Origin of the sequence: Stenotrophomonas sepilia (assembly GCF_003244875.1) — a bacterium.
Classification (GTDB): Bacteria; Pseudomonadota; Gammaproteobacteria; order Xanthomonadales; family Xanthomonadaceae; genus Stenotrophomonas; species Stenotrophomonas sepilia.
Window position 1 is genome coordinate 87,998 of the sequence record NZ_LXXZ01000059.1, and the last position, 16,709, is coordinate 104,706.

Annotated in this window: 14 protein-coding genes; 9 read left to right on the forward strand and 5 right to left on the reverse strand. The window is 66.7% G+C overall.

Features of this window, described 5'->3' with window-relative positions:
- The first annotated feature begins 58 nt into the window (after window positions 1–58).
- The 5 genes from A7X97_RS12440 to A7X97_RS12460 are packed head-to-tail and all read left to right on the forward strand — an operon-like array spanning window position 59 to window position 3,080.
- Window positions 59–655 (forward strand): GNAT family N-acetyltransferase, encoded by a 597-nt coding sequence (locus A7X97_RS12440; protein WP_019659316.1) that lies wholly within the window; start codon window positions 59–61, stop codon window positions 653–655.
- Entirely contained in the window at window positions 601–1,446 is an 846-nt protein-coding gene (gene minC, locus A7X97_RS12445; protein ID WP_111007995.1) for a septum site-determining protein MinC, read from the forward strand. Before A7X97_RS12440 ends, minC begins: the two co-directional genes overlap by 55 nt.
- 35 nt (window positions 1,447–1,481) lie before the next feature.
- Window positions 1,482–2,291 carry a septum site-determining protein MinD gene (gene minD, locus A7X97_RS12450; RefSeq protein ID WP_072166930.1) on the forward strand — a complete coding sequence of 270 codons (810 nt, stop codon included), beginning with the start codon at window positions 1,482–1,484 and terminating at the stop codon, window positions 2,289–2,291.
- Between the two features lie 2 nt (window positions 2,292–2,293).
- Window positions 2,294–2,554: a cell division topological specificity factor MinE gene (gene minE, locus A7X97_RS12455; RefSeq protein ID WP_005408532.1), complete on the forward strand. Its 261-nt coding sequence runs from the start codon at window positions 2,294–2,296 to the stop codon at window positions 2,552–2,554.
- A 46-nt stretch (window positions 2,555–2,600) separates the two neighbouring features.
- Window positions 2,601–3,080 carry a hypothetical protein gene (locus tag A7X97_RS12460; RefSeq protein ID WP_088496150.1) on the forward strand — a complete coding sequence of 160 codons (480 nt, stop codon included), beginning with the start codon at window positions 2,601–2,603 and terminating at the stop codon, window positions 3,078–3,080.
- A gap of 87 nt (window positions 3,081–3,167) precedes the next feature.
- Here A7X97_RS12460 and A7X97_RS12465 read toward each other — a convergent pair whose 3' ends face one another.
- From A7X97_RS12465 to A7X97_RS12475, 3 genes are all read right to left on the reverse strand, one after another.
- On the reverse strand, window positions 3,168–4,412 hold the full coding sequence (locus tag A7X97_RS12465; protein WP_088496843.1) for a DUF819 family protein: 1,245 nt from the start codon (window positions 4,410–4,412) through the stop codon (window positions 3,168–3,170).
- A gap of 140 nt (window positions 4,413–4,552) precedes the next feature.
- Window positions 4,553–6,631, reverse strand: coding sequence for an alpha/beta hydrolase family protein (locus A7X97_RS12470; protein WP_072166932.1), 2,079 nt, complete (start codon window positions 6,629–6,631; stop codon window positions 4,553–4,555).
- Between the two features lie 231 nt (window positions 6,632–6,862).
- On the reverse strand, window positions 6,863–8,827 hold the full coding sequence (locus A7X97_RS12475; protein ID WP_072168689.1) for an OPT family oligopeptide transporter: 1,965 nt from the start codon (window positions 8,825–8,827) through the stop codon (window positions 6,863–6,865).
- 200 nt (window positions 8,828–9,027) lie between these two features.
- Between A7X97_RS12475 and A7X97_RS12480 the strand changes: the two genes are divergently transcribed.
- Window positions 9,028–10,176 carry an acetyltransferase domain-containing protein gene (locus tag A7X97_RS12480; RefSeq protein WP_088496411.1) on the forward strand — a complete coding sequence of 383 codons (1,149 nt, stop codon included), beginning with the start codon at window positions 9,028–9,030 and terminating at the stop codon, window positions 10,174–10,176.
- A 79-nt stretch (window positions 10,177–10,255) separates the two neighbouring features.
- Window positions 10,256–12,010 carry a peptide MFS transporter gene (locus A7X97_RS12485; protein WP_111007996.1) on the forward strand — a complete coding sequence of 585 codons (1,755 nt, stop codon included), beginning with the start codon at window positions 10,256–10,258 and terminating at the stop codon, window positions 12,008–12,010.
- A gap of 56 nt (window positions 12,011–12,066) precedes the next feature.
- On the opposite strand, the gene A7X97_RS12490 is transcribed toward A7X97_RS12485, so the two are convergent.
- Both A7X97_RS12490 and A7X97_RS12495 read right to left on the reverse strand, forming a co-directional pair.
- A complete protein-coding gene (locus tag A7X97_RS12490) occupies window positions 12,067–14,055 on the reverse strand; it encodes an alpha/beta hydrolase family protein (RefSeq protein WP_088496413.1) in 1,989 nt (662 codons plus the stop codon).
- A gap of 163 nt (window positions 14,056–14,218) precedes the next feature.
- Entirely contained in the window at window positions 14,219–14,854 is a 636-nt protein-coding gene (locus A7X97_RS12495; protein ID WP_072168685.1) for a LysE/ArgO family amino acid transporter, read from the reverse strand.
- Between the two features lie 138 nt (window positions 14,855–14,992).
- On the opposite strand from A7X97_RS12495, the gene A7X97_RS12500 reads away from it, so the two are divergent.
- On the forward strand, window positions 14,993–15,898 hold the full coding sequence (locus A7X97_RS12500) for a LysR family transcriptional regulator ArgP (RefSeq protein WP_088496414.1): 906 nt from the start codon (window positions 14,993–14,995) through the stop codon (window positions 15,896–15,898).
- Between the two features lie 166 nt (window positions 15,899–16,064).
- Window positions 16,065–16,649: a hypothetical protein gene (locus tag A7X97_RS12505; RefSeq protein WP_072168683.1), complete on the forward strand. Its 585-nt coding sequence runs from the start codon at window positions 16,065–16,067 to the stop codon at window positions 16,647–16,649.
- Window positions 16,650–16,709: the final 60 nt, after the last annotated feature.

A 16,709-nucleotide genomic window follows, 5' to 3' on the forward strand; every position in this document is an offset into this window, starting at 1 on the left:
GCAATAATCGTGCGCAGGGTCCCTTGATGGACCAACCGCGTTACCCCACGGAGTCACAATGTCGATTGTCATCCGCGACGTGCGCGAGCACGAGCTCGATTCCGTCCTGGCTTTGAACAACAATGCTGGCCTGGCCATCCTTCCCCTGGATGCGGCCCGCCTGCGCCTGTTCTATGAAACCGCTGAGTACTTCCGCGTCGCCGAGCGCGACGGCAACCTGGCCGGCTTCCTGATCGGCTTTGGCAGCGACAGCCAGCACGACAGCAGCAATTTCGCCTGGTTCAAGCAGCAGCTGGACGCCCCGTTCTTCTATATCGACCGCATCGTGGTCGCCAGCCGCCGTCGTGGCGGCGGCGTCGGCCGTGCGTTCTATGCCGACGCGCAGAGCTTCGCCGAGCTGCGCTACCCGCAGATGACCTGCGAAGTCTTCCTCGACCATGGCGCCGATGCCGCCCTGCTCTTCCACGGCAGCTTCGGCTTCCGCGAGCTGGGCCAGAACACGATGCCGCAGGTCGATGTGCGCGCCAGCATGCTGGCCAAGGAACTGTGCAGCTACCCCTGGGTCAAGGAGACCTACGGCGGCAAGCTGCCGGATGTGGCATGGACACGCGCACGGCAGCTGCCGGCGCAGGCACAGCGGCCGACGGGGACCTGAGCGTGGCGGTGAATTTCGATTACGAACAGGCCGGTGAACTGAAGATCGGCCAGGTGGGCATCGCCAACCTGCGCATCCGTACCCTTGATGTCGAACGCCTCGTGCAGGAAATGCGCGAGCGCGTGACCCGCGCCCCGAAGCTGTTCGGCCGCGCCGCGGTGATCCTCGACTTCGGCGGCCTGAGCCAGGTGCCGGATGTGGCCACCGCGCAGGCGCTGGTCGACGGCCTGCGCAGCGCCGGCGTGCTGCCGGTGGCGCTGGCCTATGGCACCAGCGCGATCGACCTGCTCTCGCAGCAGCTCGGCCTGCCGCTGCTGGCCAAGTTCCGCGCGCAGTACGAGCGTGCCGAGGCCGAACCGGCCCCGCCGCCGCCTGCACCGAAGCCGCGCCGCGCAGCCCGTGCCGAACCGAAGCCGGCCCCGGCAACGCCGGTGGCCAAGGTGGCCGACGCGGCTGCACCGAAGCCGGGCCGCATGCAGCTGGGCAACGTGCGTTCGGGCCAGCAGCTGTACGCGGAAAACTGCGACCTGACCGTGATGGCCACCGTCGGCGCCGGCGCCGAGGTCATCGCCGATGGCAGCATCCACATCTACGGCACCCTGCGCGGCCGCGCGCTGGCAGGAGCCCAGGGCAACACCGCGGCACGCATTTTCTGCCGTGATTTCCATGCGGAACTGGTCGCCATTGCCGGCCATTACAAGGTACTGGACGATGTCCCGGACAACCTGCGCGGCAAGGCCGTGCAGGTCTGGCTGGAACAGGACCAGATCAAGATCGCTGCGCTGGACTGACGCAGCCCCCAAACAGAATCATCAGGAGAAGTCCTTTGGCTGAAATCATCGTAGTCACCTCCGGCAAGGGCGGCGTCGGCAAGACCACTTCCAGCGCGAGCCTGGCCTGCGGCCTGGCGCGGCGCGGCAAGAAGGTGGCGGTGATCGACTTCGACGTCGGCCTGCGCAACCTCGACCTGATCATGGGCTGCGAACGCCGCGTGGTGTATGACTTCGTCAACGTCGTGCACGGCGAAGCCACCCTCAAGCAGGCCCTGATCAAGGACAAGCGCTTTGACAACCTGTACGTGCTGGCCGCCTCGCAGACCCGCGACAAGGACGCACTGACCCAGGAAGGCGTGGGCAAGGTCCTGAAGGACCTGGCCGCCGACGGCTTCGAGTACATCATCTGCGACTCCCCGGCCGGCATCGAGAAGGGCGCCTTCCTGGCGATGTATTTCGCCGACCGCGCGGTGGTGGTGGTGAACCCGGAAGTGTCGTCGGTGCGCGACTCCGACCGCATCATCGGCCTGCTCGACTCGAAGACCCACAAGGCCGAGTCCGGCCAGGACGTGCCGGCCTTCCTGCTGCTGACCCGCTACACCCCGGTGCGCGTGGAAAGCGGCGAGATGCTGAGCATCGCCGACGTCGAGGAAGTGCTCGGCCTGAAGGCGATCGGCGTGATTCCGGAGTCGGGCGACGTGCTCAACGCCTCCAACAAGGGCGAGCCGGTCATCCTGGATGTCGAATCCGCTGCCGGCCAGGCCTATGAAGACGCCGTCGCGCGCATCCTCGGCGAAGAACGCCCGATGCGCTTCACCAACGTCGAGAAGAAGGGCTTCTTCAGCAAGCTGTTCGGAGGGTAAGCATGGGCCTGTTTGATTTCCTCAAAGCGAAGAAGACCACCGCCGAAACCGCCAAGAACCGCCTGCAGATCATCATCGCGCAGGAACGCAGCCACCGCGGTGGCCCGGACTACCTGCCGCTGCTGCAGCGCGAGCTGCTGGAAGTGATCAAGAAGTACGTGAACATCGACGTCGATGCGGTGAAGGTCGACCTGGTGAAGGATGGCCAGCACGACGTGCTGGACATTTCCGTGGCGCTGCCCGAAGGCCCGGACAAACCCTGATCCCCTGCCCCGCCCGTGCCTGCATGGGCGGGGCTGCCTGACCCGCATGACCGATACGACAACCGCCGTGGACATCACCTGCGTGGGCGACATCGCCTTCGCCGACGCGCAGCGCCTGCTCGCCGCGCATGGCCTTCGGCTGCACCACGTGGCGCCCGGCGAACCGATTCCCGGCAGTTACTGGGGCGAGCCAGAGGCCGGCATCATCGCCAGCAACGTGTACGTGCGCGATGACACGCCCGTGCACTCGATGCTGCATGAGGCCTGCCACCTGATCGTACTGCCACCGGAGCGGCGTGCGCAGGTGCATACCGATGCCACCGACTCGGTGGCCGAGGAAGACGCGACCTGCTACCTGCAGATCGTGCTGGCCGGGCAGCTGCCCGGTGTCGGCAGCCAGCGGCTGATGGCCGACATGGATGCCTGGGGATATACGTATCGGCTGGGATCTACGAAAGCGTGGTTTGAACAGGACGCCGAAGACGCGAAGGCGTGGTTGATCGAACGCGGATTGCCGCTAGCGTGATGCATCGGTAGTGCCGGCCGCTGGCCGGCAACCAGGTGATGCTTCACGGGTTCATGAGGTTGCCGGCCAGCGGCCGGCACTACCCCATCAGCCCTGCCCGGCCAGCGTCCGCAAGGTAATGCCGACGATGTAGGCCAGGTACGTGCCGGTGGCATAACCCATCGTTCCCAGCAGCACGCCGACCGGCGCCAGGGCCGGATGGAACGCCGCGGCCACCACCGGCGCCGAGGCTGGGCCACCGATGTTCGACTGCGAACCGATGGCGAAATAGAAGAACGGCACCTTCAGCAGCTTGCCCAGGCACCACAGCAGCACGATGTGCACGCTGATCCAGATGATGCCCAGCAGGAACAGCCACGGGCGATCCAGCAGCGCCAGCAGATCCATCTGCATGCCGATGCAGGCGATCAGGAAGTACAGCAGCAGCGAGCCCAGGCGCGATGCGCCCGCACCTTCCAGGTTGCGCGCACGGGTGAAACTGAGGCTGAGGCCGAGCGTGGTCGACAGCACCACCACCCACACGAACGGCGCGTCCAGGCTGAACTGCGCAGCCCAGCTGACATTCGCCTTGAACCACGCCGCCAGCGGTGCGCCAATGGCGTGAGCCAGGCCGACACCGCCGAAGGCCACCGCCACGATCAGCATCAGGTCGGTGAGGCTGGGAATGCGCTCGTGTTCGGCCTGGAAGCGCGCGATGCGCTCCTTCAGCTCATCGATGGCCGAGGTATCGGCGCCACTGCGCGCGTCGATCTTCGCCGCGCGCCCGGCCAGGAAGATCAGCGCGGCCATCCATACGTAGCCGACCCCCACGTCGACCACCGCGAACTGTCCGAAGGTGGTCGCATTGACGTCGAACACTTCACGCATCGCCAGCATGTTGGCGCCGCCACCGATCCAGCTGCCGGCCAGCGCGGCCATGCCGGCCCAGGTGTCGCCGGCCACGGTTTCCGGATGCACGGCACGCATCAGCAGGAACGCCACCACCGCACCGAGCATGATGCTGGCCGAGGCCCCCAGGTACATCAGCACCAGCTTCGGGCCGAGCCGCAGGATGCCCTTGATGTCGACCGCAAGGGTCAGCAGGATCAGCGCCGCCGGCAGCAGGATGTCGCGCGCGATCGGGTTGTAGAGCCGGGTGTTCTGCCCGTCGATCAGGCCCACAGTGTTGTAGATGCCGGGAATCAGGTAACACAGCAGCAGTGCCGGCACGAAGGTGTAGACGCGCTTCCACAGGCCCTGCTCCCGCGAGGCGGTCCAGAACACGGCGCCAAGGGTGGCGGCGATCAAACCGAAGACGACGATGTCGTTCTGGATCAGGGCAGTCGAAGGCATGCAGGCGCTCTGGTAGAGCCGGCCGCTGGCCGGCTGCTGTGGGCGGCAGATCAGGAAGGCGTGCCGACCAACGGTCGGCACCCACCGGTAACGCAGATGGTGAAACAAATGCGCCGCCCCTAAGGGCGGCGCTGCAATCATCAATTGCCGATGTGCTGCTTCAGCCAGGCATTGACGGTGTCATGCCACAGGATGCTGTTGTTCGGCTTCAGCACCCAGTGGTTTTCATCCGGGAAGTACAGGAACTTCGATTCGATGCCCTGGCGCTGGGCGGCGGTGAATGCGGCCAGCCCCTGCTCGACCGGAATGCGGAAGTCCTGCTGGCCGTGGATGACCAGGATCGGCTTCTTCCAGTCCGCCACGTGGTTGACCGGGTTGAACTTCTCGTAGTTGGCGGCCTTCTGGTACGGCGTGCCGCCCTGTTCCCACTCGGTGAACCACAGTTCTTCGGTGGCGTAGCCCATCATGCGCTGGTCGAACACGCCGTCGTGGTTGACCAGGCACTTGAACGGGCCGTTCCAGTTGCCGGCGATCCAGTTGACCATGAAGCCGCCGTAGCTGGCGCCCAGCGCGCAGGCCTTGTCACCGTTGAGGAAGGCGTACTTCTTCAGCGCCGCATCCCAGCCCTTCTGCAGGTCTTCCAGCGGGCGGTCGCCCCAGTGCTGGCTGATCGCATCGGTGAATGCCTGGCCATAGCCGGTGGAGCCGTGGAAGTCGATCATCACCACCGCGTAGCCCTGGCCCGCGTAGGTCTGCGGGTTCCAGCGGTAGCTCCAGCCATTGCCGAAGCTGCCCTGCGGGCCGCCGTGGATCAGGAACGCCACCGGGTAGGACTTGCCTTCCTGGTAGTTGTGCGGCTTGACCACGTAGCCGTGCACGGTGTCGTTGTTCCAGCCCTTGAACTCGAACTGCTCGTAGTCGCCGAAGGACACGTCCTTCAGCACCTCGCCTGCGGCCGGGGTCAGCGCGCGCAGTTCGCCGATGGCTTCGCCCGTCGCCGGCAGCAGGCCGACCAGCACCTGGTCGTTGCTCTTCAGGCTGTTGCGGGTGATCGCCACGCTGTTGCCGGCCACGTCGACTGCGGTCACGCTGCCGTCGCCGATCAGCTTGGTGGCCTTGCCGCTGGCCACGTCGATCTGGAACAGCGGGTGTTCGCCGAGGTCATCGGCAGTGGTGTAGATGCTGGCGCCGTCGGCGGACAGGGTGATGCCACCGGCCGAACGATCCCACTGCGGGGCAATCTCGCGGGTCTTGCCGCTGGCAACGTCCATCGCCATCAGGCCGAAGCGGTCGGCCTCGAAGCCCGGGCGCTTCATCGCGCGGTAGAACAGCGTCTTGCCGTCGGCACTGAACACCGGGCCGGCATCCCAGGCCGGGTTGGAGGCCGTCAGGTTGACCGGCGCCTGCTTGCCGGCGGCGTCGAAGCGGTACAGGTCGAAGTTGGTCGACCACGGCTCCTGCTTGCCGGCCACGCGGATGCTGGCCACCACGCTGGCGCCGTCCGGCGACCAAACGAAGTCGTCATTGCCGCCGAACGGCTTGGACGGCGCATCACCATCGATGGTCGCGCTCAGCGCCGAAGCGCCCTTGACTGCACCGGCCTTGGCTGCCGGCAGCGGAGCGACGAACAGGGTATTGCGGCGACCGTCGTTCCAGGTGTCCCAATGGCGCACGAACAGCGAATCCCACACCTGGCCGCTGGCCTTGGCGTCCTTCTTTTCCTTCAGCTTCTTCTCGGTGCAGGCCAGGTCCGAGGCGCACGCCTGGAACACGCCGGCGCTGAACAACACGCGGTCGTCCTGCGGCGACACACGGTAGCTGTCCACGTCGACGGGGAAGTCGGTCAGCTGGCGCGGGGTGCCGCCGCTGATCGGCTGCGCGTACAGCTGCTGGCTGCCGTTCCTGGCACTGAGGAAATACACGGTCTGGCCATCGGCCGACAGCGAAGCGGAATTGACGTTCCAGCCGGCCGGGGTGATCTGCTTCGGCGGCGCTGCGTCGCGGGTGCGCAGGTTGCGCGCGAACAGCGCCGTCGAGGCCTTCAGGTTGGCGTCCACGCTGCGCTTGGCGAACACCACGGTGCCGCCGTCAGCGGTCAGTACCGGCGCGGAGACGCGGTCCATGGCCACCATGTCGCGGACTTCCAGGCCGCGGGCAGCGGCGACGCTGGGCAGGGCGGCCAGCAAGCTCAGTGGCAGCAGGGCATGACGCAGTTTCATCGGGGTCTCCGCAGGACGGCAAAAAACCGATGGTAGGCCCGCATGGCCGGGGCTGCCAAGGCCATCGGTCATGGCTGCAGGCGGGCAATCGCCAGAAACAGCAAACCCCGCCGAAGCGGGGTTTTGCGGTAGTGCCGGCCGCTGGCCGGCAACACCAAGGCCCTTGGAGGTTCCGTGGTTGCCGGCCAGCGGCCGGCACTACCCGTTGCACCCAGGGTCAGAGCCCGCCCCTTACGCCTTGGCGTACTTGCCGGTGCGGTAGATCAACCAGCCGACCAGGAACAGCACGGCCAGGCCGATCCACTGTGCGCCCGGCAGGTGGAACGGCACCGCCAGCACGTCGGCACGGCTGCTGATCACGATCGGAATCGCGATGGCGATGCCCATCAGTGCCTCACCGGTGATCAGGCCGGCGGCAAACAGCACGCCCGGCTTGTGCACGCGGTCGCGGCCTTCTTCGTCATCGGCGCGCACCTTGTGGAAGCGCTCGACCAGATGGGCGATCAGGCCGCCGAGGAAGATCGGCACCATCAGTTCCAGCGGCAGGTAGATGCCGATGGCGGCGGCCAGCACCGGCACGCGGAAGCGCGCGTTGCGTGACTTCAGCCAGCTGTCGAAGGCGATGATGGCAGCACCGACCACAGCACCGATGCCGATGAAGGTCCACGGCAGTTCACCACCGAACAGGCCCTTGGCCACCGAGGCCATCAGGTTGGCCTGCGGCGCAGCCAGCGCGTTCGGGTGCAGCTCGGACTTCACGCCGATGCCGTAGGCAGTGGCCAGCAGGTTCAGTACCGGGGCCATGATCAGCGCGCACGAGAACGCACCGATGCCCAGCATCAGCTGCTGCTTCCACGGGGTGGCACCGACGATGTAACCGGCCTTGAGGTCCTGCAGGTTGTCACCACCGACCGCAGCGGCGCAGCACACCACCGCACCGATCATGATCGCAGCCACCGCACCCAGCGGTGCACCGCCGGCACCGACCGGCTTGAGGCCGTCAGCGCCCAGCAGCACGACCAGCACGGCCGAGGCGAACAGGATGGTCGAGATGGTGATGCCCGAGACCGGGTTGTTGGACGAACCGATCAGGCCGGCCAGGTAGGCCGAGACCGAAACAAACAGGAAGCCGGCGACGATCATGATGAGGGTCATCGGGATCGACACGTGCCACTGGCCGACGATGGCCTGATACAGGGCCAGCAGCGGCAGCACGAACGCCACCAGGGCGACCAGCATCCACTTCATCGGCAGGTCGCGCTCAGTGTGCGCCAGCACCGGGCCGCCACTCTTGCGGGCCGCGGCGAAGCCGCTCTTGACGCCGTTGAGCAGCGACTTGCGCAGCGAGATCAGGGTCCAGATGCCACCGATCAGCATCGCACCAACGCCCAGGTAGCGCATCTTCGCGCCCCAGATGGCGAACGCGGCCTCGGTGGAGGAAGCCGCGGCAACCGACGCGGCCAATGCCGGATCGGTGTTCATGAAGAACGCCTGGTAGATCGGAATGGCGATGTGCCAGGTCAGGATCGAGCCGGACACCACCACGATGCCGACGTTGAGGCCGACGATGTAGCCCACGCCCAGCAGTGCAGGCGACAGGTTGGTGCCGATGAAGGCGGTGACCTTGGAGCTGCCGACATAGGCCGAGGTGGCCCAGGCGTCCGGGATCAGGCGCATGCCGCTTTCCGCGGCCAGCTTGACGAAGGCGCCGATCACCGCCGACAGGCCCAGGATCTTCAGGCCCGGACCCGGGTTCTCACCGGCCTTGAGCACTTCCGCCGCCGCCTTGCCTTCCGGGAACGGCAGCGGGTCTTCAACGATCATCGAACGGCGCAGCGGCACCGAGAACAGCACGCCCAGCAGGCCGCCCAGGCCGGCGATGCCCAGCACCCACCAGTACTTGAAGTCCGGCCAGTAGCCCATGATCACCAGCGCCGGGATGGTGAAGATCACACCGGCGGCGATCGATGAACCGGCCGAGGCACCGGTCTGCACGATGTTGTTTTCAAGGATGGAGCCACCGCCCAGCAGGCGCAGCACGCCCATGGAAATCACCGCGGCGGGAATGGCGGTGGCGATGGTCAGGCCTGCGAACAGGCCGAGGTAGGCGTTGGCGGCCGACAGCACCACCGCCAGCACGATGGCCAGGGCCACTGCGCGGAAGGTGAGCTGCTTGGGCGCAGCGTCGTGGTTCATGGAAGCCCCTGCTGGCAAAAAATCCCTGCCACGCTAGCGTTCAGGGCAGATCAAGTCCAGCGTGCCAAAGGATGGGGGCGTGCGCTGCAGCGCAACGGGCCAACACGTGGCCCGGCAATCGACCGACCCGGCAAAGTCCGGATGGGCGCTCCGCAAATGATATGTTATATCTTAATGCTACCTTGTTCTTACTGCATCGCATGCCCCCTTCCCCCTCCCCTCGCCTGGCCTCCATCGACCAGCTGCGCGGCACCGTGATGCTGCTGATGCTGCTGGACCACGTGCGCGAGACCTTCTTCCTGCAGCACCAGGTGAGCGACCCGATGGACGCAGCCACGGTCTCCCCTGCGCTGTTCGCCTGCCGTCTGCTGGCCCACCTGTGCGCACCCGTGTTCGTCCTGTTGACCGGCCTGTCGGCCTGGCTGTACGGCCAGCGCCAGCCGGATCCGCGCCGGGCCACAGCCGCCTTCCTGCTCAAGCGCGGGCTGTTCCTGGTGGTGCTGGAACTGACCCTGGTGAACTTCGCCTGGACCTTCCAGCTGCCGCCGCACACGCTGTACCTGCAGGTGATCTGGGCCATCGGGCTGAGCATGATCGCGCTGGCCGGCCTGCTGTGGCTGCCACGCCCGGCCCTGCTGATGCTGGCAATCGCGGTGGTGGCCTGGCACAACCTGTTCGACGGCCTTCGAGTGCAAGGCAATGGCCTGCTGGCGGTGCTGTGGAAAGTACTGCACCAGCGCGACTGGATCGAGGCTGGCACGCTGCGCCTGCGCACCTCCTATCCGGTACTGCCGTGGATCGGGGTGATTGCGCTGGGTTATCTGATGGGGCCCTGGTTTGGCCGCGCGCGCGCGCCGGAGCAGCGCCAGCGCTGGCTGCTGTGGGCAGGCGTCAGCGCGCTGGCCCTGTTCGCATTGCTGCGGTTGGCCAACCAGTACGGGGATGCACCGTGGCAGTACCAGGCCACCACGCTGCGTACCTGGCTGAGCATCTTCAACGTCACCAAGTACCCGCCGTCCTTGCAGTTCCTGCTGCTGACCCTGGGCGTGGGAGTGTTGCTGCTGCGGCTGTACGAATGGCCGCCGCTGGCGCGGGCACTACAGCCGCTGGCCGATATCGGCGCTGCGCCGATGTTCTTCTACCTGCTGCACCTGTACGTACTGAAGGGGCTGTACCTGGCCGCGTTGGCGGCCTGGGGGCCGACCCATGGCGAGCTGTATGCCCTGGATTCGGTCAGCGGCCTGCTGCTGGTGGCCTGTGCGCTGGCGGTGGTGCTGTACCCGCCGACGCGGGCCTTCGCGCGGTTCAAAGCGCGAAGGCGCGATCTGCCTTGGTTGCGATACCTGTGATCGCCCAGGCCAGTCCGGCAATCCACGCATGGCGTGGATCTACTGAAAGCGGATCAGGTCACAGGCCTATAATTCCGCGATGAATTCCACCGCTATCGCTTCCGACGACTTCCTGGGCCACCCCAAGGGCGTCTACGTCTGCTTCTTCACCGAAATGTGGGAGCGCTTCTCCTTCTACGGCATGAAGGCGCTGCTGCTGCTGTACCTGACCAAGTACCACCTGTTCGGCGACAAGGCCGGCCTGGACCTGCTCGGTGCCTATGGCGGCCTGGTGTACTGCATCCCGGTGTTCGGTGGCATGCTGGCCGACCGCTGGCTGGGCATGCGCCGGGCAGTGCTGTTCGGCGGCATCCTGCTGGTGCTCGGCCACCTCGGCATGGCCTTCGAGGGCCACGCCGCGTACCGGGTGAACGGCGAAGTGGTGCGCGACACCTCCGCACTGGCGGTGACCTACCTGTCCGTGGCGCTGATCATCATGGGCGTCGGCTTCCTGAAGCCGAACATCTCCACCATCGTCGGCAAGCTGTACGCCAAGGACGACCCCCGTCGCGACTCGGGCTTCTCGCTGTTCTACGCCGGCATCAACCTCGGCGCGCTGTTCTCTTCGCTGGTGTGTGGCTTCCTCGGTGAGGCCTATGGCTGGAAGTATGGGTTCGGTGCTGCCGGCATCGGCATGCTGGCCGGCCTGGCGATGTTCCTGTGGGGCCAGAAGTACCTGCAGGGCCATGCCGAACCGCCGCAACCGGCCGCGCTGAAGCAGAAGGTGCTGGGACTGCCGCGCGAATGGCTCATCTATCTGTGCGCGGTGCTGGGTGTGCTGCCGGTGGCGTGGCTGATGTGGGCTGCCGGCAACGGCGCGTTCGCGCTGGGCGGTGAAATCAGCCTGGCGCTGATGCTGATGCTGGTGGTGCTGGGCGGCGTGCTGGTCTGGTTCGCCTGGTTCACCGGCAGCAAGTGCACGCCGGTGCAGCGCCAGCAGATGATCGCGCTGATGGTACTGATCTTCCTGGCGCTGGTGTTCTTCACCATGTACGAGCAGTCCTACGGCTCGTGGGTGACCTTCACCGACCGCCTGTTGACCAAGGACATCGTGCCCTCGCTGGTGATCACGGGCGGCACGCCGCTGCCGTGGTCGATCCTCTCGCTGCTGCTGGCACCGCTGGGCTTCGTGATCAGCGCGCGGCTGTCCGAGCGCCGCCCGGGCTCGTCTGCACCGCGCACGTTCTTCGCCGCCATCGTCGTGCTGATGCTGGTGCTGCTGGTGCGCGACTGCCTGGTGATCCCGCAGACCGCCGGCTCGCTCACCTACCTCGGCGGCCTGTTCCTGGTGCTGCTGGCGCCCGTGTTCGCCGCGCTGTGGACGTGGATGGACCGCCGCGGCTGGGAGCCGGGCAAGCCGGTGAAGTCGGCCTGGGGCCTGGTGATCGGCGCACTGTCGTTCTTGCCGCTGGCACTGGCGGCGCAGCAGGTGGGCGCCACCGGCGAGATGGCCAGCGTGTGGTGGCTGGTGCTGGCCTACTTCCTGCTCGCCAGCGGCGAGATGTGCCTGTCGCCGGTCGGCCTGTCGGCAGTGACCCAGCTGGCCGTGCCGCGGGTGATGAGCCTGATGATGGGCACCTGGTTCCTGGCCACCGCATTCTCGGAGACGCTGGCCGCGCTGTTCGGCAAGCTGGCCGCGATCGAGGTGCCGGAAGGCGAATCGCTGGACATGGTGGCCGCAGCCGGCGCCTACGCGCACCTGTTCTGGCTGCTGATGTGGATCGGCCTGGGTTGCGCACTGGCGGCCTTCATCGCCGCACCGCTGCTGAAGAAGATGATGCACGGGGTGAAGTAAACCCCGCGCTTGCGGAAAACCAGGGCGGCGGAACGTTCATCCGCCGCCCTGTCAGCTCAGGGCGCCTTGTCCTTGCCGGTCGCAGGCGCGGCCGTCGCGGTCTTGCCACCCAGGCTGCGCGCCAGGAAGGCCAGCAACTTGTCGTAGTACTCGCTGCGATGGGCCTCGGTGTAGAAGCCGTGGCCTTCGGTCTTGTAGTACAGGCTTTCCACCGGCGTGCCGGCGCGCTTGAGCGCCGCTTCCATGCGTTCGGTGTGCTGGATCGGCGCGCGCTTGTCCTCGCCACCGGCGGCCAGGAACACCGGCACCTTGATCCGTTCGGCCAGGTTCACCGGCGACACCGCACCCAGCTTGGCCGGATCCCCCAGCCATTCGCGCAGATAGGTCACGCCTGAACCCCGGTCCTGGATGTCGCCGCGGGTGTACATCATCGGCAGGTCGTAAACCCCGACATAGCCCGCCGCGCACTGATACAACCCGGGTTCGCGGGCGGCACCCATCATCGCCGAGTAGGCCCCGTAGCTGGCGCCGTAGATACAGATGCGACGGCCGTCGGCGATGCCTTCGCTGATTGCCCAGCGGGTGGCATCAGTGACATCGTCCTGCATTGCCGCGCCCCACTGCTGCGCACCGGCCTGGGTGTGGGCCCGGCCGTAGTTGCCCGAACCACGGAAGTTGACCTGCAGCACGGCATAACCGGCCGCGGCCAGCATCTGCGTTTCGCGGTCGTACTGGCCGGAATCGAAGATGTCGAACGGGCCGCCATGCGGCATCACCACCATCGGCAGGTTGCGCCCGTCGCTGCCGGCCGGCAGGGTCAGGAAGCCATGCAGCGGCAGGCCATCGCGGGCCTTCAGTGCAATCGGCTTCACGCTGGCACTACGGTCAACGTCGATCCAGTCGCTGCGGCTGATCAGGTGATCAGCCTTGCGCGCCACCGTGTCGTACACGTAGAAATCGCCCGGGTTCGAGCCCGACCAGGTTTCCACCAGCACGACACGGCCATCGCGGGTGCTGGAGGTGATGTAGACGGGCCCTCCGAAGGCGGCTTCCAGGCTGCGGTACAGGCGCGCCTCCGGCGACTTCTCGTCGAAGAACCGGGTACGCGGCGTATCGCCCAGATACAGCGCGCCCACCGGCACGTGGGTGCCGGGCCGATGGATGATGCGATACGGATTGACCACCTCGTCGCGCAGCAGCGTGGCACGCTCGCCGGTCTGCGGGTTCCAGCTGACGATCGCATCCGGGCCCTGGGCCTGCTCGACGTTGAGGTAGGCCAGGCTGTCATCGGCCGAGAAGCCGAGGGCGGTTTCGATGCGCTTGCTGACCGCCTCGTCGTTGATCAGCTTCCAGGTGTCGCCGCTGCGTTCGCGGAAATACAGCTTGTTGATGTTGTCGCTGCCCGAGCCGTGCACGAAGCGGACCTCGCCGGCGCCATCGGTGGTGAATTCGCCGCGCCGTACCGGCGAAGATGCCACCCGCGCACGGCGGCCGGTGGTCACATCCATGCGATCGACGCGGGTGAACGGGTCCTCGGCCAGCGGCCATACGGTCACCAGCACGTTGCGCTCGTCGCCCGGCAGGTCGTCGGCCAGGAAGGCGGCCACTGCTTCGACTTTCTTCGGCTGGATGCGGGTCCCCGGGCCCTTGCTTTCGACGCGATAGCCGACCAGCAGCTCGCCACGGTTGCCGTTGGCGTCGACGGCATAGAGTTCGCCGGTGGGATTGGGTTGGTCGAGCGAGCCCCACTTCTGGGCCAGGCCGATCAACAGGCGTTCGTTGCTGACCCAGTCGAATTCCTGCGCGTGGTTGCGGCTGGGTGGCCAGAAACTGCCGACCAGCTGCTTGTCCTTCAACCGCAGGATCGCGATCGCGGTGCTGTCTTCCCTCGGCACCGTTGCCGCTACGTACTCGCCCCCCGGCGAAATCTTGATGTCGGTGAAGGTCTCCCGGCGCAGGTACTGCGTCAGGTCCACCGCCCCCACGCTGCCTGCGGCAACGCCCCCGATGACGGCCAGTGCGGCCGCCAGAATCGTCTTGTGCATCCTTCCCCTGCTCCTGTGGACACCTTGTCCTGGTGGCCGATTCTAGGCAGGGCCATGCCTTTCCCGCCAGAGCCGGAAAAGACGACGGCACCGTTGCCGGTGCCGTCGTTGCCACTACCTTGGAGAGAGAGTCAGGACGTGGGTTCGGGGGGCGTGCGCCGGGTCAGTGGACCCCGCGCACCGCCAACATGAGGGCCAGGATGCTGAGGATCACGGCGATGGTGCCGTCGAGCACGCGCCAGGTGCTGGGCTTGGTGAACAGCGGCGCCAGCAGGCGTGCGCCGAGGCCCTGCGCGGTCAGCCACAGGCAGCTGGCGGTGACCACGCCGGCGGCGAAGGCCATGCGGGCGTTACCGAAGTTCTCGGCGATCGAGCCGATCACCATCATGTCCAGCCAGAAGTGCGGATTGATCAGCGAGAAGCCGACCGCGGCCATCAGCACCGCGCGGCGGCTGCCGTCGTCGCTGTCAGCCTCGCCCATGCCACCGCCCCCCGCGATTGCACGGCGTGCCGACTTCATCGCATACCAGGCCAGGAAGGCGACGCCGGTCCACAGCACGGCGCTGGTCAGCCACGGCAGCGCCGAGGTGAGCGTGCGCAGGCCGGCCACGCTGGCGAAGATGAAGATGGCATCGATGGCCGCGCAGGTGGCGACCACCGGCACGATGTGCTTGCGCAGGATGCCCTGGCGCAGAATGAAGGCGCTCTGGGCGCCGACCACGGCGAACAGGCCGATGCCGGTGGCTGCACCAGAGAACCAGGCACCGAGGCCGGTGCTGGCGGAGATGACCGAGAACATGGGATTCACTGCCTTGTATTGCTTGGGGGGACGGTGCCTCGCGAAGGCGGACAGCACCGGAACGGGCGCTATTGTCGCGCCGCAACATGAAAAAGACGAGCTAAACTTCCTAAATCAACATTAGCGGAGCTTAATTCGATGCGTATCGATCATGCCCAGCTGCGCGCCATGGCCGCGGTGATCCGCGAAGGCAGCTTCGACCGCGCCGCGCAGTCGCTGAATGTCACGCCCTCGGCCATCTCGCAGCGGGTCAAGGCACTGGAGGACCGGATCGGCCGCCTGCTGGTCAAGCGCGGCACGCCGGCCACCGCCACCGCCGAGGGGCAGCTGCTGGTGCAGCTGGCCGAGCAGACCGCCCTGCTCGAACACGATGCGCTGCACCGGATGGGCCTGGCCGACGAGGACCTGCCCCAGGCCAGCATCCCGGTGGCGGTGAACCACGACAGCCTGGAGACCTGGTTCCCGCAGGCGGCCTACCAGTTCGCGCAGAGCACCGGCACCACCTTGGACCTGCGTGTGGAAGACCAGGACCACACGGTGGAGCTGCTGCGCCAGGGCACGGTGCTGGGCGCGGTGACCACCCTGGACGAGCCGGTGCAGGGCTGCCAGATCCATGCGCTGGGCAGCATCCGCTATGCAGCGACCTGCACCCCCGAATTCCGCGAACGCCACTTCGCCAAGGGCGTGACCGCGCAGGCGCTGGCGCAGGCCCCGGTGCTGGTGTTCAACCGCAAGGACGAAATGCAGTCGCGCTTCGCCCGGCGCATGGCCGGCGACGACCTGCCCAGCACCGCACCGACCTGGTGGATTCCCTCCACCCGGGCCTTCGTGCAGGCCAACCTCGGCGGACTGGGCTGGACCATGAACCCGCTGCCGCTGGTCAAGCGCCACCTGGACGCAGGCCGCCTGGTCTACGTGCGCCAGCGCGCGTGGGAAGACGTGCCGCTGTACTGGCAACACTGGAAAGGCGACGTGCAGACCATGGCTCTTCTGACCCGCGCGGTGCTGGATGCGTCCTCGGCGCTGATCCGGCGCAAGCGCTGAGCTGCACAGCGACAAGGGCGTGGAGGGATCAAGTCGCTTCCGCCGTGCAGGCCGTATGGCCTGATACGACTTGATCCCCGGCGTCCCCTTTTTCGGCGCGTGACCGGGGTCCGTTCCGGGGCGCCCGGTTGTGCCAGCATCGCAGCACCCGACACGGAGCGCCGCGATGCAGACCGATCCGCTGTTCCTGCACATCCGGGTGGTGATGGGCATCATCCTCGGCCTGTCGATTACCACCGTGCTCAAGGGCCTGGCGCAGATCATCGAGCATCCGCAGCGCCGCGGCTGCTCGGCCCTGCACCTGGGCTGGGTGGCGTGGACGCTGATATCGCTGGTGACCTTCTGGTGGTGGGAGTTCCGCCTCATCGAGGTGCACCGCTGGACGTTTGAAACCTACCTGTTCGTGATCGTGTACTGCGCGACCTGGTTCCTGCTGTGCGCGCTGCTGTTTCCCGACGACCTGCGCGAATACGGCAGCTACGGGAACTATCTCATGCAGCGCCGGCGCTGGATCTTCAGCGTGATTGCTGCACTGACCCTGCTCGACCTGGTCGATACCGCCATCAAGGGCAGCAGCCGCTGGAAGCTGCTGGGAGCCGCGTACCCGTTGCATGCCGTGTTGATGCTGGCGGTGGCGGTGCTCGGCTGGCGACTGCGCAGCCAACGCACACAGCTGCGCCTGGTGCTGGCAACGCTGGCGTACCAGATCGGCTATTTCGCCGTGGAATACTTCACCGTCGGCAGTGACTGACCCGGCTGCCTGCACTCCCGGGAAACGCCTTCGACGCCCCGCGGCCGGGCGGCATCGGCA